Here is a 19,365-nt window from a genome sequence, read left to right as displayed (position 1 = left end):
TGCGGTGCAGTTATACTTTCACTGACTGCATTATTAAAAACCATTTCACAGAATATGTCAACGAAAATCGGTCTGTTGTTTATTTGCCTCTTGCTTTGCCTCCATGTACAAGGGCAGGTACAGGCCATCGGGCAGCAATTTACCGTCGCCCAGGATGGAAGCGGCGATTTCAGGACAATCCAGGAAGCCGTGAATGCCGTGCGCGACCATTCGCAGATCAGGGCCACTATCCGGGTCAAAAATGGCACCTACCACGAAAAGCTCGTAATCCCCGCCTGGAAAAAAAATATTACACTAATCGGCGAGAGTGCCGAACACACCATCATTACCCACAACGACTTTTCGGGCAAGGACTTTCCGCAGCGCGATTTCACCGGCAATGCAAAGTTCAGCACCTATACTTCCTATACGGTGCTGGTGCAGGCCAGCGACTGCACCCTGCAAAACCTGACCATCGAAAACACTGCCGGGCGCGTGGGCCAGGCCGTGGCGCTGGCCACCGAGGGCGACCGCATCGACGTTTACAATTGCCGTATTCTGGGCAATCAGGACACATTATACACCTCCAAAGACGGCCGGAATTTTTACAAGGATTGCCTCATCACCGGTACCACCGACTTCATTTTCGGAGAAGCTACCGCCGTTTTCCAGCGTTGTACCATTCAAAGCCTCACCAACTCATACATTACCGCCGCCTCCACCACCCGCGAGCAGGCCTACGGCTATGTGTTTTTAAACTGCAAACTTACGGCCAACGAGGAAGCGACGAAGGTGTACCTCGGTCGCCCGTGGCGGCCATTCGCCAAAACGGTTTTCATCGATACCGAAATGGGCGGGCACATCGTAAAAGAAGGCTGGGACCCGTGGAAGGGCGACAATATGTTCCCTGAAAAGGAGAAAACCGCATTTTACGCCGAATACAACAGCACCGGGGCCGGCGCGAATGCAGCCGCCCGCGTGGCCTGGTCGAAACAGCTCACGCCGCAGGAAAGGGAAAAATACACGATCGAAAATATATTCTCCGGCTGGGTTCCTCGCAAGAAACTGCGCTTGCAGCCCTCGGGCATACCGGATACCAGTTTCTCGGTGAAAGGTTCTTACCGGCATGAAATCGCGCGCTATCCGAATATCCGCATCGCGGATTCCACAATGCCGGCCACGGTGCAGGTCGTCCGAAACATTGCCTACCGCACGACGACCGGCGGGAAAAAGCTATCGCTGGATGTGTACAAACCTAAAAAACGGGGAAAGATGCTTTTGCCGGCGGTCCTGATGGTGCACGGCGGAGGCTGGCGCTCGGGCGATCGCACACACAACAACACCCTCGCGCGTAAGCTCGCAAGCAAGGGATACGTCTGCATCACAGCCGATTACAGTCTTTCCACGCAGGCCCTCTACCCCGCCGCGGTGCACGACCTCAAGGCCGCGGTACGTTGGACGCGGTCACACGCCAAAGACTACAATATCGATCCCGCACGCATTGCCATTCTGGGTTTTTCGGCTGGCGGTGAACTCGCCGCATTTGTTGGCGCGACGAACGGAATATCCCAATTTGAAGGCGCCCAAAATGAAGGATCGAGCGCCGTGCAGGCTGTGATCGACATTGATGGTACGCTAGCGTTCATCCACCCTGAATCGGGCGAGGGTGACGATTCCAGATCGATTTCCGCAGCTACCTACTGGTTTGGCTATCCCAAAAGCGAGCGCCCCGACCTCTGGAACGAAGCCGCTCCGCTTGCACACGTGAGCGCGAAAACGCCGCCGTTTCTGTTTATCAATAGCTCGGTGGAACGTATGCACGCGGGAAGAACGGATTTTATCCAAAAACTAAATGCATTCGGGACATACAGCGAAGTAAAGACCTTCTCCGACGCCCCGCACACTTTCATGTTCTTCGATCCGTGGTTTGAACCTACGCTTGCCACGGTCTCGGCTTTCTTGAAAAAAGTCCTGCCAGGCAGCCCACGTACTGTTTCCGAATAAGCAGGCCCAATTAGGGCTGTGCCAGTTTCATGATCTTTCCTGTACCGTGGTTACAGATATAAAGCTCATGGGACTGGTCGGTACCGAAGGCGGATATTTGCCCTACCCCTTCGGCAATCACGCTGTTTTTTACCGCTTTGCCATTTTGGGTTTCGAGCGCGAAAACCCTCCCACTCACATAATCCCCGAATACATATTTGCCCGCGAGCGAAGGCACCGCCTTACCGCGGTACACAAACCCGCCGGTTACCGAGTGCTCGCCATTGGCTTGCGGGAGATCGAGCACAGGGTCGATCAGCCCTTCCGCATTACAATCCCGCTTGGGATTATAGCAGTCGATACTTTCCTTTAACCGCCAGCCATAATTACCTCCTTTGACAATGATATTGATCTCCTCTCGCTTGTTCTGCCCCACATCCCCGGCCCAAAGCGTATTGGTAGGATCATCGAAGCTGATCCGCCATGGATTGCGCAAGCCGTAAGCATATATTTCCTCCCTGAATCCCTCCTTGTTACCCGCAAACGGGTTGTCGGCCGGGATTCCGTAGTTTCCTTTGGCCTTGCTGTTTACATCTACGCGCAGGATCTTGCCAAGCCAGGCACTTTTGTTCTGCCCATTGTTGCTCGGGTCGCCCCAGCTGCCGCCGTCGCCCGTTGAAATATAGAGGTAGCCATCCTTCCCGAACTTTACTGCTCCCCCATTGTGATTATCAAATGGCTGATCGAACGTAAAAAGCACCGCCGCACTGGCGGGATCGGCGCGGTCAGGATCACTGGCGCTTACTTTATAGCGTACAATGGCCGTTTCGAGTTTGCCGGATACCTTCGTCGTGTAATTCAGAAAAAAATAGCCATTGTTTTTGTAATCCGGATGAAAGGCTAGACCTAATAACCCCGCCTCACCGCCGTAACTCACCAGCTTTTTAATATCGAGAAACACTTTTGCAGACGAGGTTGCCGCGGCATTTTCAAAAACGCGGATTGTTCCTTCCTGTTCCAGCACAAACAGGCGGTTAGTACCGTCATTTGAATGCGTAAGGTCGACAGGATAATCGAAATGCAGCTTTGGAAAGGCCTCTACCACCTTTACTCCCGCCGCAGTGCCGGGGCCGTGCGGCTTCGAAGCATTGCAAATGGTTAGAAGGGCGAGCCCTGCGAGGCTCTTTATGACTAAATGTTTCATGGCAAATCGGGTTGGGAGTTAAAAATAGCAGCCAGTTTCCTGCCCGATTACAAGTCAAATGCATTTCAGATTTACTCTCATTGCCTTCCGACCCCGTTACAACGAAGTTTTAATATTTAAACTTTCAAAAAGTTTTGAAAGTTTAAATACATTATTACCTTTGAAATATGGAACTCGAAGACGCGAAACGGAAATTCATCGAATCATGGGGCAAACTCGGCTCCGAATGGGGCATTAACCGCACCATGGCGCAGGTCCACGCGTTGCTCCTGATTTCTCCCGACCCGCTTACAACCGAGGAAATCATGGAAACCCTCAGCATTTCGCGCGGTAATGCCAACATGACCCTCCGCGACCTGATCGGCTGGGGGCTGATCGAAAAGCAACACAAGCCGGGTGAGCGGAAGGAATACTTCTTTGCCGACAAGGATGTCTGGAATATCGCCAAGCAGGTAGCCAAAGAGCGTCGCAAACGCGAGTTGGAGCCGGTTATCAAAGTGCTTGACGAACTGTCGAAGGTTACCGGTGACGCCAATGATCCCGAATTCAGCACCTTCAACAAGTCGGTTACGGACATCAACAAACTGGCCAAAAACGTTGATAAAACCCTGGAAACCATGTTAGGTGCGGAAGAGAGCTGGTTTTGGGGTGGTATTTTCAAATTGTTCAAGTAATATTTTTTTGAATCAAACTTTCAATTTTTACTGAAAATTCAAAATATACTATAAAAATGAAAACGCTGCACAATCACATCATTTTGTACGACGCCGAGTGCCCGATGTGCTACCTCTACACGGGCGCATTTGTGCGAAACGGGCTGCTGGACGCAAACGGCCGCGAGGCCTACCAGCAATATGCCGGCGCGGCCTGCCCTAATCTCGACTGGCAACGCGCTGTCAACGAAATAGCGCTCGTCAACCAGGCCACCGGCGAAGTTACCTACGGCATCGAAAGTCTGCTGAAAGTTTGCGGAACAAGTATGCCCCTCCTGGCCCCGTTATTCCGCTGGAAGCCGTTTCTATGGATTGCGACGAAAGCCTACGCATTCATTTCCTACAACCGCCGCGTGATCATCCCGGCAGCGGCTACTGAAAATCCGTTCGGGTATCAGCCATCGTTTAATTTGAAGTATCGCATTGCTTGGATCATATTGAGCTGGGTTGTTACATCGCTCGTTATGACCACTTACCCCGCGTTAATTGGCGCTACAGTGTCGGGCAAAATGTTTGTACGGGAGTTTGCGATCGGTGCAGGACACATTTTGCTCCAATACTTTGTGCTAATGTTTTGTAAAAAGAGCAAAACCTGGGATTATCTCGGTAATCTCGCAACAATCTCTCTCGCAGGCTCATTGACCTTTTTTGTGACTACCATTATTTGTATGATCAATCTTGGCTGGCAAATCGCCGGGATTAGCGGGTTAATCATCATTGCATTGATGATCCGGGAGCACATGCGGCGATCCAGGCTACTTGGGATAGGTTACTGGCCAACCGTTACGTGGATTTTGTACCGTCTAATCATTGTCATAGTTTTATTAAACCTGCTTAACTGAATATAGGCGGCCCAACCTTATATTTCTACCAAATTCTAAAACAAATGGAACAGCTCCGTGCAAAGTTCGATACTTACGGCACGCTTTCGGAAGAGGCGATGGAGGATTTGGCGAAGCTCATCCGGCCGCATTCCTACGCGAAAGGCGATTACTTTTTGAAGGAAGGACAAACACCCAAAAACGTCGGATTTGTAGTAAAAGGGCTTCTATCGCAGTATTATGCGTCGCCGGACGGGGACATGGTGGTCAAGAAGTTCTTTCCCGAAAACCATTTCGCAGGTTCGCTGCCGGCAATGCTTACGCATGCACCCAGCATTTTCGCGATCAAAGCGCTCGAAGCTACGGAAACCTTGGAGTACAATTTCTACGATTTCAAAGCACTTACCGCAAAGCACCACGACCTCGCCGCATTCTACATCCGTTATATGGAGCTCCACTGGGTCATTGAAAAGGAACCGTTGGAAATTTCCTTTCGGTACGACAATGCCAAAACACGTTATGCCAATTTCCTGAAAGACTATCCCAATCTCGAACCGCGCCTCAAACAGCACGAAATCGCTTCCTACCTCGGCATTACCCCTACCCAGCTCAGCCGCATCCGGTCCGAAATGTAATTTTTGGAAGTCTCAACATTTGTAAATGTTTTCGGTGGACGGTACTCCGACATTTGTCCTGTTTAAAATCAAAACCATGACAAATGCTATGAAAAATGAAACTGACTTCCTCGCCGACACCCTTGAAAGTAAAGCCGTTATGTTCGTACCAGGCGAAGGTGAGGTGCTGGCTATGGGCGGCAACAGCATTACATTAAAGGTTACCAGCGACATTTCGAACGACCAGTTGGGTGTCTACGAAATCAAACTGGCTCCCGCGACGATCGGCGCGCGATTGCATTATCACCGTTTTATGGATGAGACTTTCGTCGTCCGCAAAGGTACGCTCACGGTCGAACTGGCCGACGGCCCCGTCCACGCGCGTGAGGGCGCAGTAGTCTACGTGCCGCGCATGACCGCGCATGGGTTTTCCAATCAATCCGACGAAGAAGTGGTGATCAATCTCATATTCAACCCCGGCCAGCAGCGGGAAGGCTTTTTCCGCGGGCTGAAATCGATATTGACGGAACCGGTGATCGACCCGGCGAAATACCTGAAATTGTATCAGAAATATGACAGTTTCCCGGTGGACGTGCAAAATATGCTACCAGTAGGGCCTCCGCAGTAGTTGCTAAACGCCCGCATTCCGCAACTTCCGTTTCAGCATCCCCGCCGCTTTGGTATAACCTCCCTCTGCGCCGTCGATGAAATGAATATGGCCGTCTTTGAGGTCATGGACGTAGCACGACATCACGGATTCGCCGCTCACATGCAGTCCGTAATGGATTTCCCGTGCTGCCTCCATGGCATCGAGGGCGCGTTGGAGTTGCTCACGCTGCTCCGGCGTGCCGGTAATTACGGTGTTGATCTTCCCGTCGATCACCAATGTATCCGACATTTCGACCAGGCTGTTGAGGTAATTCCTGCCATATGACGTCCGGAAGTATACGTAACCAAAGAGCCAGGCAATCCAGGACGCGGCCAGGCCAAGAATGCTCGTGCCACCTTCCCTCACCCGCATCTCCATTTCCATCTTCTTGAAGGTCGTCCGCCAGATCAGCCTGGCAACAGAAATGGGCTGCCGCCGCGGGAAAGGCCCATAAATACCGTCGACGTGCTCCATCACCTTCGCAAATAATTCTGCCTGCTTTTTACCGGCCGGGGCTGTCACAAGGAGCGTCACTACTTCCTGGTCCATTTCCGGCGGGCCGATCTTGTCCCACCGGCATTGCATACCGCTGAGGTCGAGCTCATCGTCCGGCTTGGGCTCATAGTCGAACCGGTACTGTTCACTTTTAATGAGTTTTTCGGCACAATACAGTCCGTCGCCCAATATGACGGGAATCGAAAATGCGCCGGACACTCTGAGCTTACTGAGTTTCAGTTCATATTCCTGGGCATAAATTTCGCTCACCGCGACGATACCGATGCGAAGATCGAGCGCAAAATTCTCTCTGGTATTTTTCCTGAAAACCGCCAGCGCACGCATGGCGGCATCGGCGATCGCGGGCGGCACAATGAAAGTAGCCCCGTCGCCACCGAAAAAGAACGGCACGGTGATACCCGCCTTGAATGCGATATTGAGTACACTCACGATGCTGCCTGTCGCGATCAGGTTGACCGTCTCGTGCATCCCGCCCGCAACGGCGCCGGTCGAATTCCGAATGTCGGTAATCACCACATGCCACGACTCGGGCACATTGTAAAAAAGATGCTCTTCCGTAAGCAGTTCGCCCAACGAAATATGGTTGGCAGGCAAACGCGAGTAAAACTGTTCGTTCCGGGCCAGCGACATGATTCCTGAATAAGTTTGAGGTTAATTTAAACCTATTTTCTTAAATAATTACCCGTCTGAAAATCGATAATCCTGTCAAGTTTTTGTTTTTTGCAGGTTAAAATAGAATGCCTGCCGCGTTCGGCACCATGCCGATGGTACTACGCAGTGGCCGCGACTAACCTGAAAACCGCGTTTTCTGAATGCTTCGACCGACTTTTTATCATCTTGCATACCTCTTTTTCCTATTGCAATCGGCGTTGGCTGTGGCCCAGACGCCCGCCGCGGGCAACAAAGCATGGCTGAAAGAATACAATGAATACAGAGAATACGACGATGTGTACGTCGTAAAGAAAGTGAATATTCCGTGCCGGTCGTACGAAACATTCATTACCGATAAAAGCGGCCGCAAACTTACACCCGCCTACCGCGACATCGGTGACTTTGCCGAGGGCCTCGCCGAGTTTGTACCCATGGAGCTCGATGCCGAAGGACACGGTCTGCACGGATTCATCGACAAACGCGGAAAAATCGTAATCGAACCCAAATACACCTCCACAGACAGGTTTCGCGACGGTAAAACCTGGGTTATATACCCGTCCGGCAAACATTACGGACTTTCATATATTGGCCTCACGGGCAAGGAGATTTACCGAATCCCTATTCACCACTATACCAGACATTATCTGATCAAGGATTCGGATATCGATTTCCTGTGCAATCACGATACGAAAGAAGACGTGTTATGGTGGATACAAAGGCCGATGGATTTCCATATCCTGAATTTCAATTTCAGCCGCTTTATCGAAAAGGAAATTAAAGCGTCTAAATTCATTTACCATTTTCTTTATAAAGGCAAATACGGCATCATCGATAAAAATATGATGCTGAAAGTCCCTGTAACACTCGACGACATCGATCCTGATTACAAGTATTCCGGCCAGGGAATGGAGCGCGTGCAATACGGCGATAAGTACGGTTATATTAGTCCGTTCACCGGAGATCTCATTGTTCCATTTGAATATACCGATACCCGCAAGCCCACTAATGGTTTGTTTTGGGTTAAGAAAAATGGAAAATGGGGCTGTATCGATAAAACCGGCAAACTGCGGATCCCACATTTGTACGACGAAGCCACTGGTTTCACCGCGGAAGACCGTTCCGCCGTTGCCATCAATGGTAAGTTCGGGCATATCGATAAATCAGGCAAAATACGGACGCCGTTGAAATATGATTTTGCTTCCTATTTCAACCACGGCATTTCGATGATCCGCATTAATGATAAGTACGGTTATATGGATACGACCGGCCATTTCATTACCGAAATCATTTACGACGAGGCACTTCCCTTCGACCATGTTACCACTACCGTCGAGCGTTCCTGGCTCCGGTTCGAGCTTTCACTTGACGGTAAGGAGAAATTTGTCGGCTTTTCTTACAAACTGAATGCGGTGTTCATCATTATTGGGGTACTTATTTTCATTTGGCTCAACAACCTGCTTTATCAGCGGGTACTAAAAAATCGTCTGATAAAAAAGCCGAAAAAGTGACCCGGAAGGACCTGCTAGTCGGCTACTACCAATTGCTTTTTTGAATCTCCGACCTGAATGGTATAAATCCCCTTGGCCAGGCCTCCTATCCAAACATTTTTACCAGCCGAATCGCGCTGTTGTTCCAGCACCTTTCGTCCCAATTGATCAAATATTACCACTGGTTTTCCCTCGGGCCAACCCTTTATTGTCACCTCATTCTGTGCCGGATTCGGATAGATCGAAATAGCGGATTCATTTTTGACTACGATAATGCTCGAATACTCAGAAGTACCATCGTGATCAATTTGTTTCAGCCGGTAATAGGTAATATCCAAAGGAGCTTTATCGACAAAACTGTAATTCTTATCTTCATTGGTATCCCCATAACCATCTGCAAAACCAACCGTCGAGAATGTTTTAGCATCGGCACTTCTTTCTATTTGAAACCCTTTATTGTTGGTTTCCGAGGTTGTTTTCCAATGCAACCTGTTTTCTCCCGCTGCTGCCTGGCCGGAAAAAGAAACCAGCGTCACCGGAAACCCGATTACGTCGTATTTATTGCTGGTCAAAGTAAGCTGAGTGGCAATTGAATTGGTTGCTTTGGCATAATACACGCCCTTTTTTGATGGATAGTAGTAGGAGAAATCCCCACCGGTACCGCTGTAAACCAGCACGTCGTCTTTATACCAATAGAAAGTATTGTTGGCCATGCTCCCTCCCACAAGCATTTCCATTAGACCTCCCGGGCCCGACCCGTCTATCGCCCCCAGGGGTATCGTTAGCTGCAATTGCACCGTCCCCTGGTTGTCATAATAATCCAGCCGGCTGATATTCGTCTCCATACCTGCAAAAGTGAAGTCATTATATTCCAAATGCACTTCCGCCGATATGGGAATGCCGAGCAAATTAGGGATCGGCCCGGTCAGGGAGTTATTTGCGAGGTTCAGGTATTTAAGATTGGTGAGTGCATTGAATTGTGCAGGAATAGCCCCCGACAGCGCACCCTTTTGATTGGCTCTCATATACGATTCGAAATGCAAATCAAGATATTCCAGGTTCACTAACGCACCCCATTGGGCCGGGAGTGTTCCGGTAATATTGTTCCCGGCAAGGTCGAGGTGCTTCAATTTGGTCAGATTTCCCAAAGCGGACGTAATTCCGGTAATGTCCTGATCGGCAATAGCAAGGTATTCGAGCTCGGGCATATTGCCTAGCTCCGTGGGAATACTCCCGGTGAGAAACCCATGAGGATCGAAGCCGGGATCCGACGCGATATAACTTAAATCAAGATGTTTTAATTTTTTAAGATTTTGAAAACTCGCGGGGATATTACCCGTGAAATGATTTCCGGCCAGATCCAGATATTCGAGATTCGTGAGGTTCCCTATTTCCGCCGGTATCGAGCCATTGACAAATGCCAGTACATTTTCAAATTCATATGCCCGCTCATGACGGACAATTAGCGTTTTGAGTTCTGTAAGGTTGCCGATCTCGGGCGGCAGCGGGCCATTTAAATTATTGTTTGAGAGATTTATACCGGTAACACGGCCATTTTCACAAGTTATTCCGTACCAGAAAAAACCACAGGGGTTATCAAACGGAGGAGTGGTGCTCAGCCAGTCGTCGTCACGAAGCCAATTAGAGCCATCCGTAGCATTATAAAGCGCAGCCAACGCCGCCCGATCGCCTTCAATAGAGCCTTGTCCCACACATTTTAATGAAACAATCAACGTAATTAACAGCAAAATTCTTTTCATAGCTTCTCTTGTTCGTAGTATTCGAGGGACAATTTTTCAATGCAATAAAGCGAAATTCTATTCTAAAATACGCAAGAGGAAATCACTATTCTATTAATAATAATCACTACGAAAAGTAATTCTACGACTTCAAATCGCCGATCTATTTCACATAATTCCAGGCAATAGTCCCAAATTGGAATTGCTCATATTTCCTTTTCAGAAATACCCGCCGGCAAGCTCCCGAGTAGCATTCAACATTCAGCGAAGTAGATTCACTACACCTTTATAATTCAAAAACTTACCATTCGTCAATTCTATCCTGATTTTGTAGGGATAAATACCCGGCAAAGTCTTCTGTCCATGGTAAGTACCATCCCAGCCTGCCGATGGATCGGACGCAGCGAAATTGGATTTCTGGTAAATCACTTCGCCCCAGCGATTGTAAATGAACATCTCCCTGACCTGCTTCACACAGGCATTGCCATACACGTAAAACACTTCGTTCAACTGGTCGTTGTTGGGAGAAAATGCGTCGGGTATATCAATGCCGCAGGGCTTCACGTACACCTGTACACGTGCCTGTCGCGTGCAGATTTTGTCCGCGTCCGATACTTCCAGGTGATACAATGTCGATTTGGGCGGCGACGCCCATGGATCGGGGCAATCGGTGCAAGACAGGCCCTGCTGGTCCCAATGATAAGCGTAGCTACCCACAGGCTCAACAATCGGCTCCACGTGGACGCTATCACCTTGGGTCATGGAGAGCGTCGGCGTGACGGATACATCAAGCTTCACCACTTCAAGGATGGTTGTCACGAGGCTGTCACAGCCGGTCGGCTGCGGGATATTCTGGACGTAGGTACCGGCTTCTGAATAGGTACTATCCCCCACCTTCACACTTTCTCCTTCGCAAATGCGCAGGTTTTGGGTAAACTTCCCAACGGGGTTCACGGTGAGCGTCAGGGTCACGGTACTATCACATACATTGCTTTTGCTCACATTACGAATATAAATACCACTGGTTTTCAACAAAGTATCACCTAATGCATACACATCTCCCTCGCAGATTGCTTGCGCCAGCGTGGCGGTTTTCTTTTTAAAAGCAACCGTAAAATCCAAGCCGAGCGCGCAGGATTCGTCGAGACTCCCGCGCGGGACCATATCCACATGAAATTGATCGCCCACATTGGCTTTCACACGGATCTGCTGGGAAGTTGCGCCATTGTTCCAGCTGTATTTCCCGAAGCCCTCGGGCGCGGCCAGGGTAATATAACCATCGGCATCGGGACAATCGGCTACCTGTTTAATCTCCGATTTCAGGCACTCGGCGTCGAAATAGGCATAGCCGAAATGCCTCATCCGCGTACACCCGTGGGCGGTCACGACGATCGTCAGTTTTTTCCTTACAAAATTCCGCAGGTCGATCGCCCCGACCGTCCAGTTGCGGTACTGAATATCGCCCGAAGCCTGGAAACCCTCGACCGTGTTGGTACCTTCCAGTTGAATATCGTAGCTGCTGCAAGGCAATTCCTCTCCATTGCTGTCGAATATCAGGATATTAAACCCGGGTTTCTGATAGGGTTCGTGATTGGCACGGCCGTCGGTGCCGGTATTCTGCAAAATGACGGCGAATTTGTATTGAAAAAGCGTGTTATCTGCTGTAACGGTATATTCGGTATGAATGCGGCTGAAGTGCCCGCCCTCATTCACATTGCCGATCCGGATCGAGTGCGTGCTTCCCGGTGCCACCATCGGAATGGACGGAATTTTAGGATCGTTGCCGTCGGAAAGGCTGGTAACATAATGCTTGTTGTTCTGCGTGCCATTTTGCTCGCTCTGAAAAACGGTTTGCTGGTTCGCATCGGTAACGGCGCCATAGGTGAGCACCCAGCCGTTGGAATTCCCTTGTTCGAAGCCCACATTGCTGCAATCGACCTGGGCTCGCGCCGCTGGAAAAAAAAGGCAGAAAATGGCGGTAAAACGTAAAATATGCTGCATAAGGGTCCGAGGTTCGTTGCAACATTTTACGCGCTAAAAATCACTGCCGTTGCGTGAAAGGAGCAATCTTTTTGTACGGGCAACAGAGCACACCGCCCGAGCAAAAAATTCCGGTATTTGGGGCTGAATACCAGCGTAAAAGCAGTACCATCACTGCTTTTATCAGCATACCGGGTATCCTGAAAATAATTACAGGCTGGCGATGGGGGTTTTGATGTTAAATATGTGTCCTCATCTTGAATGCAGCCTGCTTGCAACGGCATTGTACAGAAGCATTTATCTATCCTAAACCCTTAATATATTATGAGAGCTTTCTCCCTTTTTGCCTTGGTGGTGCTCTTTATGCTGTGCCAGCCGGCCTGGTCGCAGGAGAAGAAATACAGCATCGTGATCAAAGGCGGGCATGTGATCGACCCGAAAAACAACATCGACGCCGTCATGGATGTGGCCATTGAAGGCACACCCGGCGGTGAGGACGGGAAAATCGCCCTGGTAGCCAAAAACATCGACGCCAGCCAGGCCGTGCAGGTGGTAGATGCCAAAGGGCTCTACGTCACGCCCGGGCTGATCGACATTCACGTCCACTTTTTCTGGGGCACCGACCTCAAAGGCACCTACCGCAACGGCCCGAATGGGCTGCCTGCTGACGGTTTCACATTCCGCTCAGGCGTCACCACCGTAGTGGACGCGGGAAGTTCCGGCTGGAAGACCTTTGAGACTTTCAAAAAGCAAACCATCGATCTCTCCAAAACCCGCGTGCTGGCTTTCCTGAACATTGTAGGCGAGGGAATGGCCGGTGGGAAATTCGAGAACAGCCTCGAAGAAATGGACGCGAAGGCTACCGCCGAAATGGCCAAAAAGTACCCCAACGACGTCGTAGGCGTAAAGTTGGCGCATTTCGTAGGGCACGACTGGACACCGACCGACCGTGCATTGGAGGCAGGTACGCTTGCCAACATCCCCATCATGGTCGACTTCGGCAGCGCCAATCCCGTTTTGCCATTGGAAGAATTGTATTTGAAAAAATTCCGCAAAGGCGACATTTACACCCATTGCTTTGGCGGAAACAGCAATAACAGCGGCCGCGGTCGCGAATCCATCGTCGATGTATCGACTAACAAAGTGAAACCCTACGCCATCGAAGCGCAGAAACGCGGGGTGATCTTTGATGTGGGTTTCGGAGGCGCCAGCTTTCTTCTCTCCCAGGGACAGCCCGCGATCAAGCAGGGTTTCTACCCGAACTCCATCAGCACCGACCTCCACACGAGCAGTATGAACTCGGCGATGAAGGATATGAACAACATTATGTCGATGTTTATGGCCATGGGTATGGATTTCAAAAGTGTGATCAAAGCCAGCACCTGGAATCCCGCACAGGAAATCCGCCGCGAGGAGCTCGGTAACCTGTCCGTAGGCTCACCCGCAGATGTTGCCCTATTGAACCTGCGCGACGGCAACTTCGGCTACTACGCCCGCGACGGCAAAATCACCGGTAAAAAACGCATCGAAACCGAAGCCACCATCCGCGGTGGCAACATCGTGTACACGCTCAATGCCCGCGTAGAGCCTGTTAACCTGCCTCGTCCGGAGCGCCCCGCGGGCGCCCAGGGCCAACAAGGCCAGGGAGCAGGCCCCCGGTAAGCGAACAGCAAGATATTTATTCCAAAAAAAGGGTATTCCAAATCAAATCAGGCATCCTTACCTCAATATCTGACAATGCTTGACAATACCTGGCAACAATTGACAACACCTGACAACACCTGACAACGTTGACAACACCCGACTACGTCCGGCCTATTTTCCTGACAAAGCCCTTTAACCATTCAAAACCCCCAATACCTTAACACCAATGAAACGCAGAGAACTTTTGAAAGATCTTTCCATGATCCCGCTCGCGGGAGGCGTTCTGAGCGCGGCGGCCAGCACGTCGGCCGCCTTTGCCGAGAGCAGCAAACCGAAATGGTTTCAGCAAGCTGCGGCAGCCGTATCAGCACCCGGACCCTTGAAGCCCGGACCGCAAATCTATCAGTCGATCGGCGTGGAGCCGATTATCAACTGCCGGGGGACATTTACCATTATCGGGGCATCCATTGAGCTTCCCGAAGTTCGTCAGGCCATGGAATATGCATGCCAGTATAATGTACAGATCGACGAGCTGGCATTTGGTGTAGGCCAGCGCCTTTCAGAAATCGTCGGCTCCGAATGGGGCATGGTATCATCGGGCTGCGCGGCGGGTATGAACGAGGTAACCGCAGGCATTATCGCAGGTGGTAATCCTGAAAAACTGATCCGTATTCCCAATCTCGAAGGTTTTGAAAAAACAGAGGTGATTATCCCGAGATCCTCGCGCAACGTGTATGACCACGCGATACGTAACGTGGGCGTAAAAATCATTACGGTAGAGACCATCGAAGAGCTCAAAAAAGCCATCACGCCGCGCACGGCGATGATTTACATGATGCCGGGTGATGAGCCATGGACTGTGAAGGCGGTAGCGGATATCGCCAAACCTGCCGGTGTACCATTGCTGGTGGATGCCGCGGCCGAGCGTTTGACGATCCCTAATATCCACCTGCAAGCCGGCGCTTCGGTGGTAGCATACAGCGGTGGAAAAGTAATCCGCGGACCGCAATGTGCAGGTCTGATGCTCGGTAGCAAGGATGTACTCATGTCGGCATGGCAGGCCAGCGCACCGCACCACGGACCTTGCCGCAACAATAAAGTAGGCCGCGAAGAAATGATAGGTATGCTCGCAGCTGTGGAAGCATGGGCCACTCGTGACCATAAGGCTGAAATGAGAACCTGGGTGTCGTGGCTGGAAAACATTTCCAAGAAACTGAACGGCATTCCAAGTGCTAAACTCGAAATTAAGGAGCCTGCCGAAGGCGCACTGGATAATGCAACACCGACATTAACCGTAACCTGGGACCCTACCAAGCTTAACATCACGGGCCAGGAAGTAGCCGACGAGCTGCAAACCACCAAACCGCGTGTGGCCGTAGGAACCGGTTTCCGCAGAGGCCAGGCAGCGCAATCCGGCCCGCCTACCACATCGATAACCGTAGCCGCTTATATGATGGGCCCCGGTAACGACAAAATTGTGGCGGAACGCATTTACGAAATCCTCACCCGCAAGCGCAGCGCACCGAAAGCCGAGGCGACGATGAAAGCACCGGCAGCGGAAATCGCAGGCCGTTGGGATGTGAGCATCGAGTTTTACACCAGTGCGAGCAAACATACATTCATTATCGAAAGGCAGGACGGCAACTACCTGTACGGAACGCATAAGGGCGAATTCGCGACGCGCGAGCTGTTCGGCAACATCGATGGGGACGAAGTACGCTTCCAAAGCCGGTACAGCGTGCCGGGCGACAACCTCACCATGACATTCCACGGAAAGCTCTCGGGCGACACCATTACCGGTGAAATCGATATGGTAGAATATGTGAACGCGAAATTTACCGCCAAGAAGGCAACCTTCCCCAGCAACCGCCAGCGGATCAATATCCCTGCCGGACGTCCGTTGTCGACCTAGGACCTGGATTCACATAACGGTAATTAACATAAAAAGCCTTGGATCGATGCCAGGGCTTTTATGCTAATTACTAAATCTAAAATTTTTAATATTTCTGAGCCTTCGTCGACCGAATGGCTGAACCGTCTGATCCTTTGGTCACTAACCCGTTTTCGGGCCACGAAACTACGACCAAATTGCGCAAATACGAAGGCTTTTTTGCGCAATGCGCCATTTTTTCTCAAAAAAATCAGGGCATAACTGTTGCGTCGTATGATTTAAATACTACTTTTGCATCACGATTGACGGCCAGGTGGTGGAATTGGTAGACACGCTACTTTGAGGGGGTAGTGCCCGTTCGGGTATAGGAGTTCGACTCTCCTTCTGGTCACATTGTTAAAAGTGCGTTTATGAGCTGTAAACGCACTTTTTTTATGCCTTTTTAATAGCTGTAAGGCCCCTTTACAAAAGCGAAGTCGAAAAACCGGAAACGAAAATCAGGGAGCCAGGGGCAAGTTCGCGGAAACCTACAAATAACCGGCATAGGAATAGAGCAGAAAGTAGTCATTTCCGCCGATTCTATTGCATTCTACTTATCAGGCAATTATCTTTACAAACGTTTGAATAACCCTGAAATCTAGAAAAGTGTTGAATTACGCCCTCTGCATGAAGTTCACTTTCCTGCTTGGTGTGGTCGGCTTACTGATGGCTGACGAGAATAAGTCTTTTGCGCAATGCAAGGAAACCGTCAGCCCGTCGAATCACAAGAAAGTCCACTATCACATCGTCCAGCTTTCCGGGCCTAAAGAGTACCTGACCCTCGCCAGGACCGGCGAGGAGCGGATTCTCAATTACCATAATGACGAATTTGGCCAGGTCTACCACGTTCAGATGTTCACCGAAATCAAGTTCTCATCGGTGAAAGGCAATTTTTCCCTCTACACCACCATCAACTCCACCGACCGCAGCAACTGGCAGAGCGAATTCGTCCTGTCCACTCCTATCGAACCGAAAGAGCTCGAAAAAATGAAAGGAACGGTGCAGATTGAGATACTGCTGCCCGACGACAGACGGACGTTCAAGGTCGATGCTAAAAAGAACCAGCTGCTCCACAAAGCAATCGCATGTATGCGCTAGGCACGCGTCACACGTAGAACAGCTCTTTGTTCAGCAGCGAAACGATGTGCTCGAAATCTTTGGGATTCGACTCGAAATCCATGTTGTTAACATCTATTTCAAGGATTTTACCATCCTCGTAGTTCTGCACGAAATCCTCGTAATAGCGATTCAGATTCGTCAGATAGTCTATCGAAATATCCGATTCGAATTCGCGGCCGCGCTTTTTGATTTGTGACACCAGCTTGGGAATATCCGCTTTGAGGTAAATCAGCAAATCGGGCTGGGAAACGGTCCGGATAATGGATTCAAAGAGCAGCAGGTAAGTCTGGTAATCGCGGTCGGTGAGTACGCCCGATTCGTAGAGGTTGCGGGCAAAAATGTAGGCATCTTCAAAAATAGTGCGGTCCTGAACGATGGTCGAATAGGTCGTTTCGCGGATTTTCTGGACTTGCGCAAAGCGGTTGTTCAAAAAGTAAATTTGCAGATTGAACGCCCAGCGCTCCATATCCATATAAAAATCAGCCAGATAGGGATTTCCTTCCACCGCTTCGTACATCACTTCCCATTTGAAATAATCCCCCAGCATCTGGGTCAATGTAGTTTTACCTGCGCCGATGTTACCAATGATAGCGATGTGCATAAGGAGATAGGATGAAGTTGAGTGAATGAACGAGTGCTCACAAAAATATGTATTTCAACGGATAACCGGTCAGCTACAAAACTGATTTTCGGCATTTTCTTAAAACTTGCATTATTCGTATATTTGCGGCTGATTTGGAGAAAAGAATTGAACTATGAAACCTTACCGGGTTATATTATATTACTATTACACGCCCATCGCCGATCCCGACACCTACCGCGACGAGCATCACTTTTTTTGTGTGGAAAACGACCTCCTCGGCCGCATTATCGTGGCGCCTGAGGGCCTTAACGGCACGGTTTCGGGCACGCCTGAGCAATGCGAGGCCTATATGAACTACGTCCGTTCTGACGCGCGTTTCGCAGGCGTTCAGTTCAAAGTAGAAGAGTCGGACCACGTTGCATTCCAAAAATTACACGTGCGTGTAAAGGATGAGATCGTAAATTCCGATCTCCCCGTAAACCCGCTCGTACAAACAGGCAAGCACCTCGAACCGGCCGATTTCAAAGCAATGCTGAACGACCCGGATGTGGTGCTGGTGGATATGCGTTCGGATTACGAGCATGAGGTAGGCAAGTTCAAGGGCGCGATCACGTTCGATATGCACAACCTGCGCGAGCTCCCCGATCACGTACATGAGATTGCCCATTTGAAAGACAAGAAGGTAATCACCTATTGCACCGGCGGCATCAAATGCGAGAAAGCCAGCGCCTACCTGCTCGACCAGGGCTTTACCGACGTTTACCAACTGCACGGAGGCATTATACGTTACGGACTGGAAGAAGGCGGCGAAAACTTCGACGGCAAGTGTTACGTGTTCGACAACCGCATTACCGTGAATGTGAACAGCGTGAACCCGACGGTCATTTCGAAATGCTACATCTGCGAAGAGCCCAGCGACCGCATGGTGAACTGCGCGAACGCCGAATGCAACAACCACGTACCGATCTGCGAAAAATGCGGTTGGGAAATGGAAGGCGCCTGTTCGGCAGAATGTAAATCACATCCTGCCAAACGCGCTTACGACGGCACCGGCTATTATGTGGTAAACAGCAACCATTACCATCCGATGCAAGGCCTGAAAAGCCAGCAGAAGAATATCAAGAAAATGAAACTCGCATTGAAAACTGAATCGGCCTAGCCGGTTCAGTTCAATGGTTTTTCGAGCACGTAATCGTTCATCCAGTAAGGCCCAATGGGAATATCCTGCTCGTCTACGACCTGGAAGCCCATTTTTTCATAGAAAGTTTTGGCCTTATTGTAGCGGTTCACGTTCAGCGACAGCACAGTTCCCCCCACCGACTTCACGTAGTTTTCAGTTGCTTGCAAAAGGTATTTACCCGCGCCGGTTCCCTGCGTGGCGGGAAGCACATATATTTTGTGTAATTTGTACTTTCCGGGCTTTTCTTCCGAAACAGACGAAAAGCCGGCGGGCGTTTCGTCGCTTAGCAGGATCATAAATTGCTGCCCGGATTCCATCTGGTGTGAGAGCGATTCGGGAGAATATATTTTTTCGAACATAAAATCGATCTGCTCCTTGCTAAGGATGTCACGGTAAGTGGGTTCCCATGTTTTTTCCTGGATTTCGATGATGGTCGGAATGTCCCCGACCGAGGCTTGTAGTGTTGCGAATGAAGGCATATTGCTTAAATTTGGCAGCTTGAAAAGCGCAATTAAATATTTATTCACTTAAAAACCATGTTACTGAGCCGGCAGACCAGATCGCACGACGCTG

Annotated in this window: 16 protein-coding genes and 1 tRNA gene; 11 read left to right on the top strand and 6 right to left on the bottom strand. The window is 50.2% G+C overall.

Going from position 1 to position 19,365, the window contains the following annotated elements:
* Nucleotides 1–54: 54 nt before the first annotated feature.
* On the top strand, nt 55–1,983 hold the full coding sequence (locus tag CLV60_RS10865) for a pectinesterase family protein (RefSeq protein ID WP_106595469.1): 1,929 nt from the start codon (nt 55–57) through the stop codon (nt 1,981–1,983).
* Nucleotides 1,984–1,993: 10 nt separating this feature from the next.
* On the opposite strand, the gene CLV60_RS10860 is transcribed toward CLV60_RS10865, so the two are convergent.
* On the bottom strand, nt 1,994–3,166 hold the full coding sequence (locus CLV60_RS10860; RefSeq protein ID WP_106595387.1) for a PQQ-dependent sugar dehydrogenase: 1,173 nt from the start codon (nt 3,164–3,166) through the stop codon (nt 1,994–1,996).
* A gap of 167 nt (nt 3,167–3,333) precedes the next feature.
* Here CLV60_RS10860 and CLV60_RS10855 point away from each other — a divergent pair, with 167 nt between their 5' ends.
* The 4 genes from CLV60_RS10855 to CLV60_RS10840 all read left to right on the top strand — a co-directional run bounded on the left by CLV60_RS10855 (nt 3,334) and on the right by CLV60_RS10840 (nt 5,942).
* Complete coding sequence (locus CLV60_RS10855; RefSeq protein ID WP_106595386.1) at nt 3,334–3,840, top strand: GbsR/MarR family transcriptional regulator; 507 nt, start codon at nt 3,334–3,336, stop codon at nt 3,838–3,840.
* Nucleotides 3,841–3,896: 56 nt separating this feature from the next.
* Nucleotides 3,897–4,721 carry a thiol-disulfide oxidoreductase DCC family protein gene (locus tag CLV60_RS10850; protein WP_106595385.1) on the top strand — a complete coding sequence of 275 codons (825 nt, stop codon included), beginning with the start codon at nt 3,897–3,899 and terminating at the stop codon, nt 4,719–4,721.
* Nucleotides 4,722–4,765: 44 nt separating this feature from the next.
* The gene (locus CLV60_RS10845) at nt 4,766–5,335 is read left to right on the top strand and encodes a Crp/Fnr family transcriptional regulator (protein ID WP_106595384.1); all 570 of its coding nucleotides are present in this window, start codon (nt 4,766–4,768) and stop codon (nt 5,333–5,335) included.
* 88 nt (nt 5,336–5,423) lie between these two features.
* Nucleotides 5,424–5,942, top strand: coding sequence for a cupin domain-containing protein (locus CLV60_RS10840; protein ID WP_106595468.1), 519 nt, complete (start codon nt 5,424–5,426; stop codon nt 5,940–5,942).
* 3 nt (nt 5,943–5,945) lie between these two features.
* On the opposite strand, the gene CLV60_RS10835 is transcribed toward CLV60_RS10840, so the two are convergent.
* Nucleotides 5,946–7,109, bottom strand: a complete 1,164-nt coding sequence (locus CLV60_RS10835; RefSeq protein WP_106595383.1) for a DUF3095 domain-containing protein — start codon at nt 7,107–7,109, stop codon at nt 5,946–5,948.
* A 182-nt stretch (nt 7,110–7,291) separates the two neighbouring features.
* Here CLV60_RS10835 and CLV60_RS10830 point away from each other — a divergent pair, with 182 nt between their 5' ends.
* Entirely contained in the window at nt 7,292–8,638 is a 1,347-nt protein-coding gene (locus CLV60_RS10830; protein WP_106595382.1) for a WG repeat-containing protein, read from the top strand.
* 14 nt (nt 8,639–8,652) lie between these two features.
* Here the strand turns inward: CLV60_RS10830 and CLV60_RS10825 are convergent, their stop codons facing one another.
* Together CLV60_RS10825 and CLV60_RS10820 are read right to left on the bottom strand one after the other, a co-directional pair.
* Nucleotides 8,653–10,377: a T9SS type A sorting domain-containing protein gene (locus CLV60_RS10825; protein ID WP_106595381.1), complete on the bottom strand. Its 1,725-nt coding sequence runs from the start codon at nt 10,375–10,377 to the stop codon at nt 8,653–8,655.
* Between the two features lie 240 nt (nt 10,378–10,617).
* On the bottom strand, nt 10,618–12,357 hold the full coding sequence (locus CLV60_RS10820; protein WP_106595380.1) for a T9SS type B sorting domain-containing protein: 1,740 nt from the start codon (nt 12,355–12,357) through the stop codon (nt 10,618–10,620).
* 303 nt (nt 12,358–12,660) lie between these two features.
* On the opposite strand from CLV60_RS10820, the gene CLV60_RS10815 reads away from it, so the two are divergent.
* The 4 genes from CLV60_RS10815 to CLV60_RS10800 all read left to right on the top strand — a co-directional run bounded on the left by CLV60_RS10815 (nt 12,661) and on the right by CLV60_RS10800 (nt 17,008).
* Nucleotides 12,661–13,998, top strand: coding sequence for an amidohydrolase/deacetylase family metallohydrolase (locus CLV60_RS10815; protein ID WP_106595379.1), 1,338 nt, complete (start codon nt 12,661–12,663; stop codon nt 13,996–13,998).
* Nucleotides 13,999–14,206: 208 nt separating this feature from the next.
* A complete protein-coding gene (locus CLV60_RS10810; RefSeq protein WP_106595378.1) occupies nt 14,207–15,892 on the top strand; it encodes a PLP-dependent transferase in 1,686 nt (561 codons plus the stop codon).
* Between the two features lie 286 nt (nt 15,893–16,178).
* Nucleotides 16,179–16,262, top strand: a tRNA-Leu gene (locus tag CLV60_RS10805).
* Nucleotides 16,263–16,537: 275 nt separating this feature from the next.
* On the top strand, nt 16,538–17,008 hold the full coding sequence (locus CLV60_RS10800) for a hypothetical protein (protein WP_106595377.1): 471 nt from the start codon (nt 16,538–16,540) through the stop codon (nt 17,006–17,008).
* Nucleotides 17,009–17,015: 7 nt separating this feature from the next.
* Here the strand turns inward: CLV60_RS10800 and CLV60_RS10795 are convergent, their stop codons facing one another.
* Nucleotides 17,016–17,630 carry a deoxynucleoside kinase gene (locus CLV60_RS10795; RefSeq protein ID WP_106595376.1) on the bottom strand — a complete coding sequence of 205 codons (615 nt, stop codon included), beginning with the start codon at nt 17,628–17,630 and terminating at the stop codon, nt 17,016–17,018.
* A 154-nt stretch (nt 17,631–17,784) separates the two neighbouring features.
* Between CLV60_RS10795 and trhO the strand changes: the two genes are divergently transcribed.
* A complete protein-coding gene (gene trhO, locus CLV60_RS10790; protein ID WP_106595375.1) occupies nt 17,785–18,771 on the top strand; it encodes an oxygen-dependent tRNA uridine(34) hydroxylase TrhO in 987 nt (328 codons plus the stop codon).
* A 5-nt stretch (nt 18,772–18,776) separates the two neighbouring features.
* On the opposite strand, the gene CLV60_RS10785 is transcribed toward trhO, so the two are convergent.
* Nucleotides 18,777–19,271, bottom strand: a complete 495-nt coding sequence (locus CLV60_RS10785; RefSeq protein WP_106595374.1) for a GNAT family N-acetyltransferase — start codon at nt 19,269–19,271, stop codon at nt 18,777–18,779.
* Nucleotides 19,272–19,365: the final 94 nt, after the last annotated feature.

This window comes from Dyadobacter jiangsuensis, assembly GCF_003014695.1.
Lineage (GTDB): Bacteria > Bacteroidota > Bacteroidia > Cytophagales > Spirosomataceae > Dyadobacter > Dyadobacter jiangsuensis.
This window is presented reverse-complemented; position numbering and strand designations above follow the sequence as displayed.

Excerpts from the sequence above, each read along its gene's own strand:
- CLV60_RS10855 (WP_106595386.1), top strand. The coding sequence starts at position 3,334 with ATGGAACTCGAAGACGCGAAACGGAAATTCATCGAATCATGGGGCAAA.
- trhO (WP_106595375.1), top strand. The coding sequence starts at position 17,785 with ATGAAACCTTACCGGGTTATATTATATTACTATTACACGCCCATCGCC.
- CLV60_RS10860 (WP_106595387.1), bottom strand. The coding sequence starts at position 3,166 with ATGAAACATTTAGTCATAAAGAGCCTCGCAGGGCTCGCCCTTCTAACC.
- CLV60_RS10845 (WP_106595384.1), top strand. The coding sequence starts at position 4,766 with ATGGAACAGCTCCGTGCAAAGTTCGATACTTACGGCACGCTTTCGGAA.
- CLV60_RS10835 (WP_106595383.1), bottom strand. The coding sequence starts at position 7,109 with ATGTCGCTGGCCCGGAACGAACAGTTTTACTCGCGTTTGCCTGCCAAC.
- CLV60_RS10825 (WP_106595381.1), bottom strand. The coding sequence starts at position 10,377 with ATGAAAAGAATTTTGCTGTTAATTACGTTGATTGTTTCATTAAAATGT.
- CLV60_RS10850 (WP_106595385.1), top strand. The coding sequence starts at position 3,897 with ATGAAAACGCTGCACAATCACATCATTTTGTACGACGCCGAGTGCCCG.
- CLV60_RS10810 (WP_106595378.1), top strand. The coding sequence starts at position 14,207 with ATGAAACGCAGAGAACTTTTGAAAGATCTTTCCATGATCCCGCTCGCG.
- CLV60_RS10800 (WP_106595377.1), top strand. The coding sequence starts at position 16,538 with ATGAAGTTCACTTTCCTGCTTGGTGTGGTCGGCTTACTGATGGCTGAC.
- CLV60_RS10830 (WP_106595382.1), top strand. The coding sequence starts at position 7,292 with ATGCTTCGACCGACTTTTTATCATCTTGCATACCTCTTTTTCCTATTG.
- CLV60_RS10865 (WP_106595469.1), top strand. The coding sequence starts at position 55 with ATGTCAACGAAAATCGGTCTGTTGTTTATTTGCCTCTTGCTTTGCCTC.
- CLV60_RS10840 (WP_106595468.1), top strand. The coding sequence starts at position 5,424 with ATGAAAAATGAAACTGACTTCCTCGCCGACACCCTTGAAAGTAAAGCC.
- CLV60_RS10785 (WP_106595374.1), bottom strand. The coding sequence starts at position 19,271 with ATGCCTTCATTCGCAACACTACAAGCCTCGGTCGGGGACATTCCGACC.
- CLV60_RS10795 (WP_106595376.1), bottom strand. The coding sequence starts at position 17,630 with ATGCACATCGCTATCATTGGTAACATCGGCGCAGGTAAAACTACATTG.
- CLV60_RS10820 (WP_106595380.1), bottom strand. The coding sequence starts at position 12,357 with ATGCAGCATATTTTACGTTTTACCGCCATTTTCTGCCTTTTTTTTCCA.
- CLV60_RS10815 (WP_106595379.1), top strand. The coding sequence starts at position 12,661 with ATGAGAGCTTTCTCCCTTTTTGCCTTGGTGGTGCTCTTTATGCTGTGC.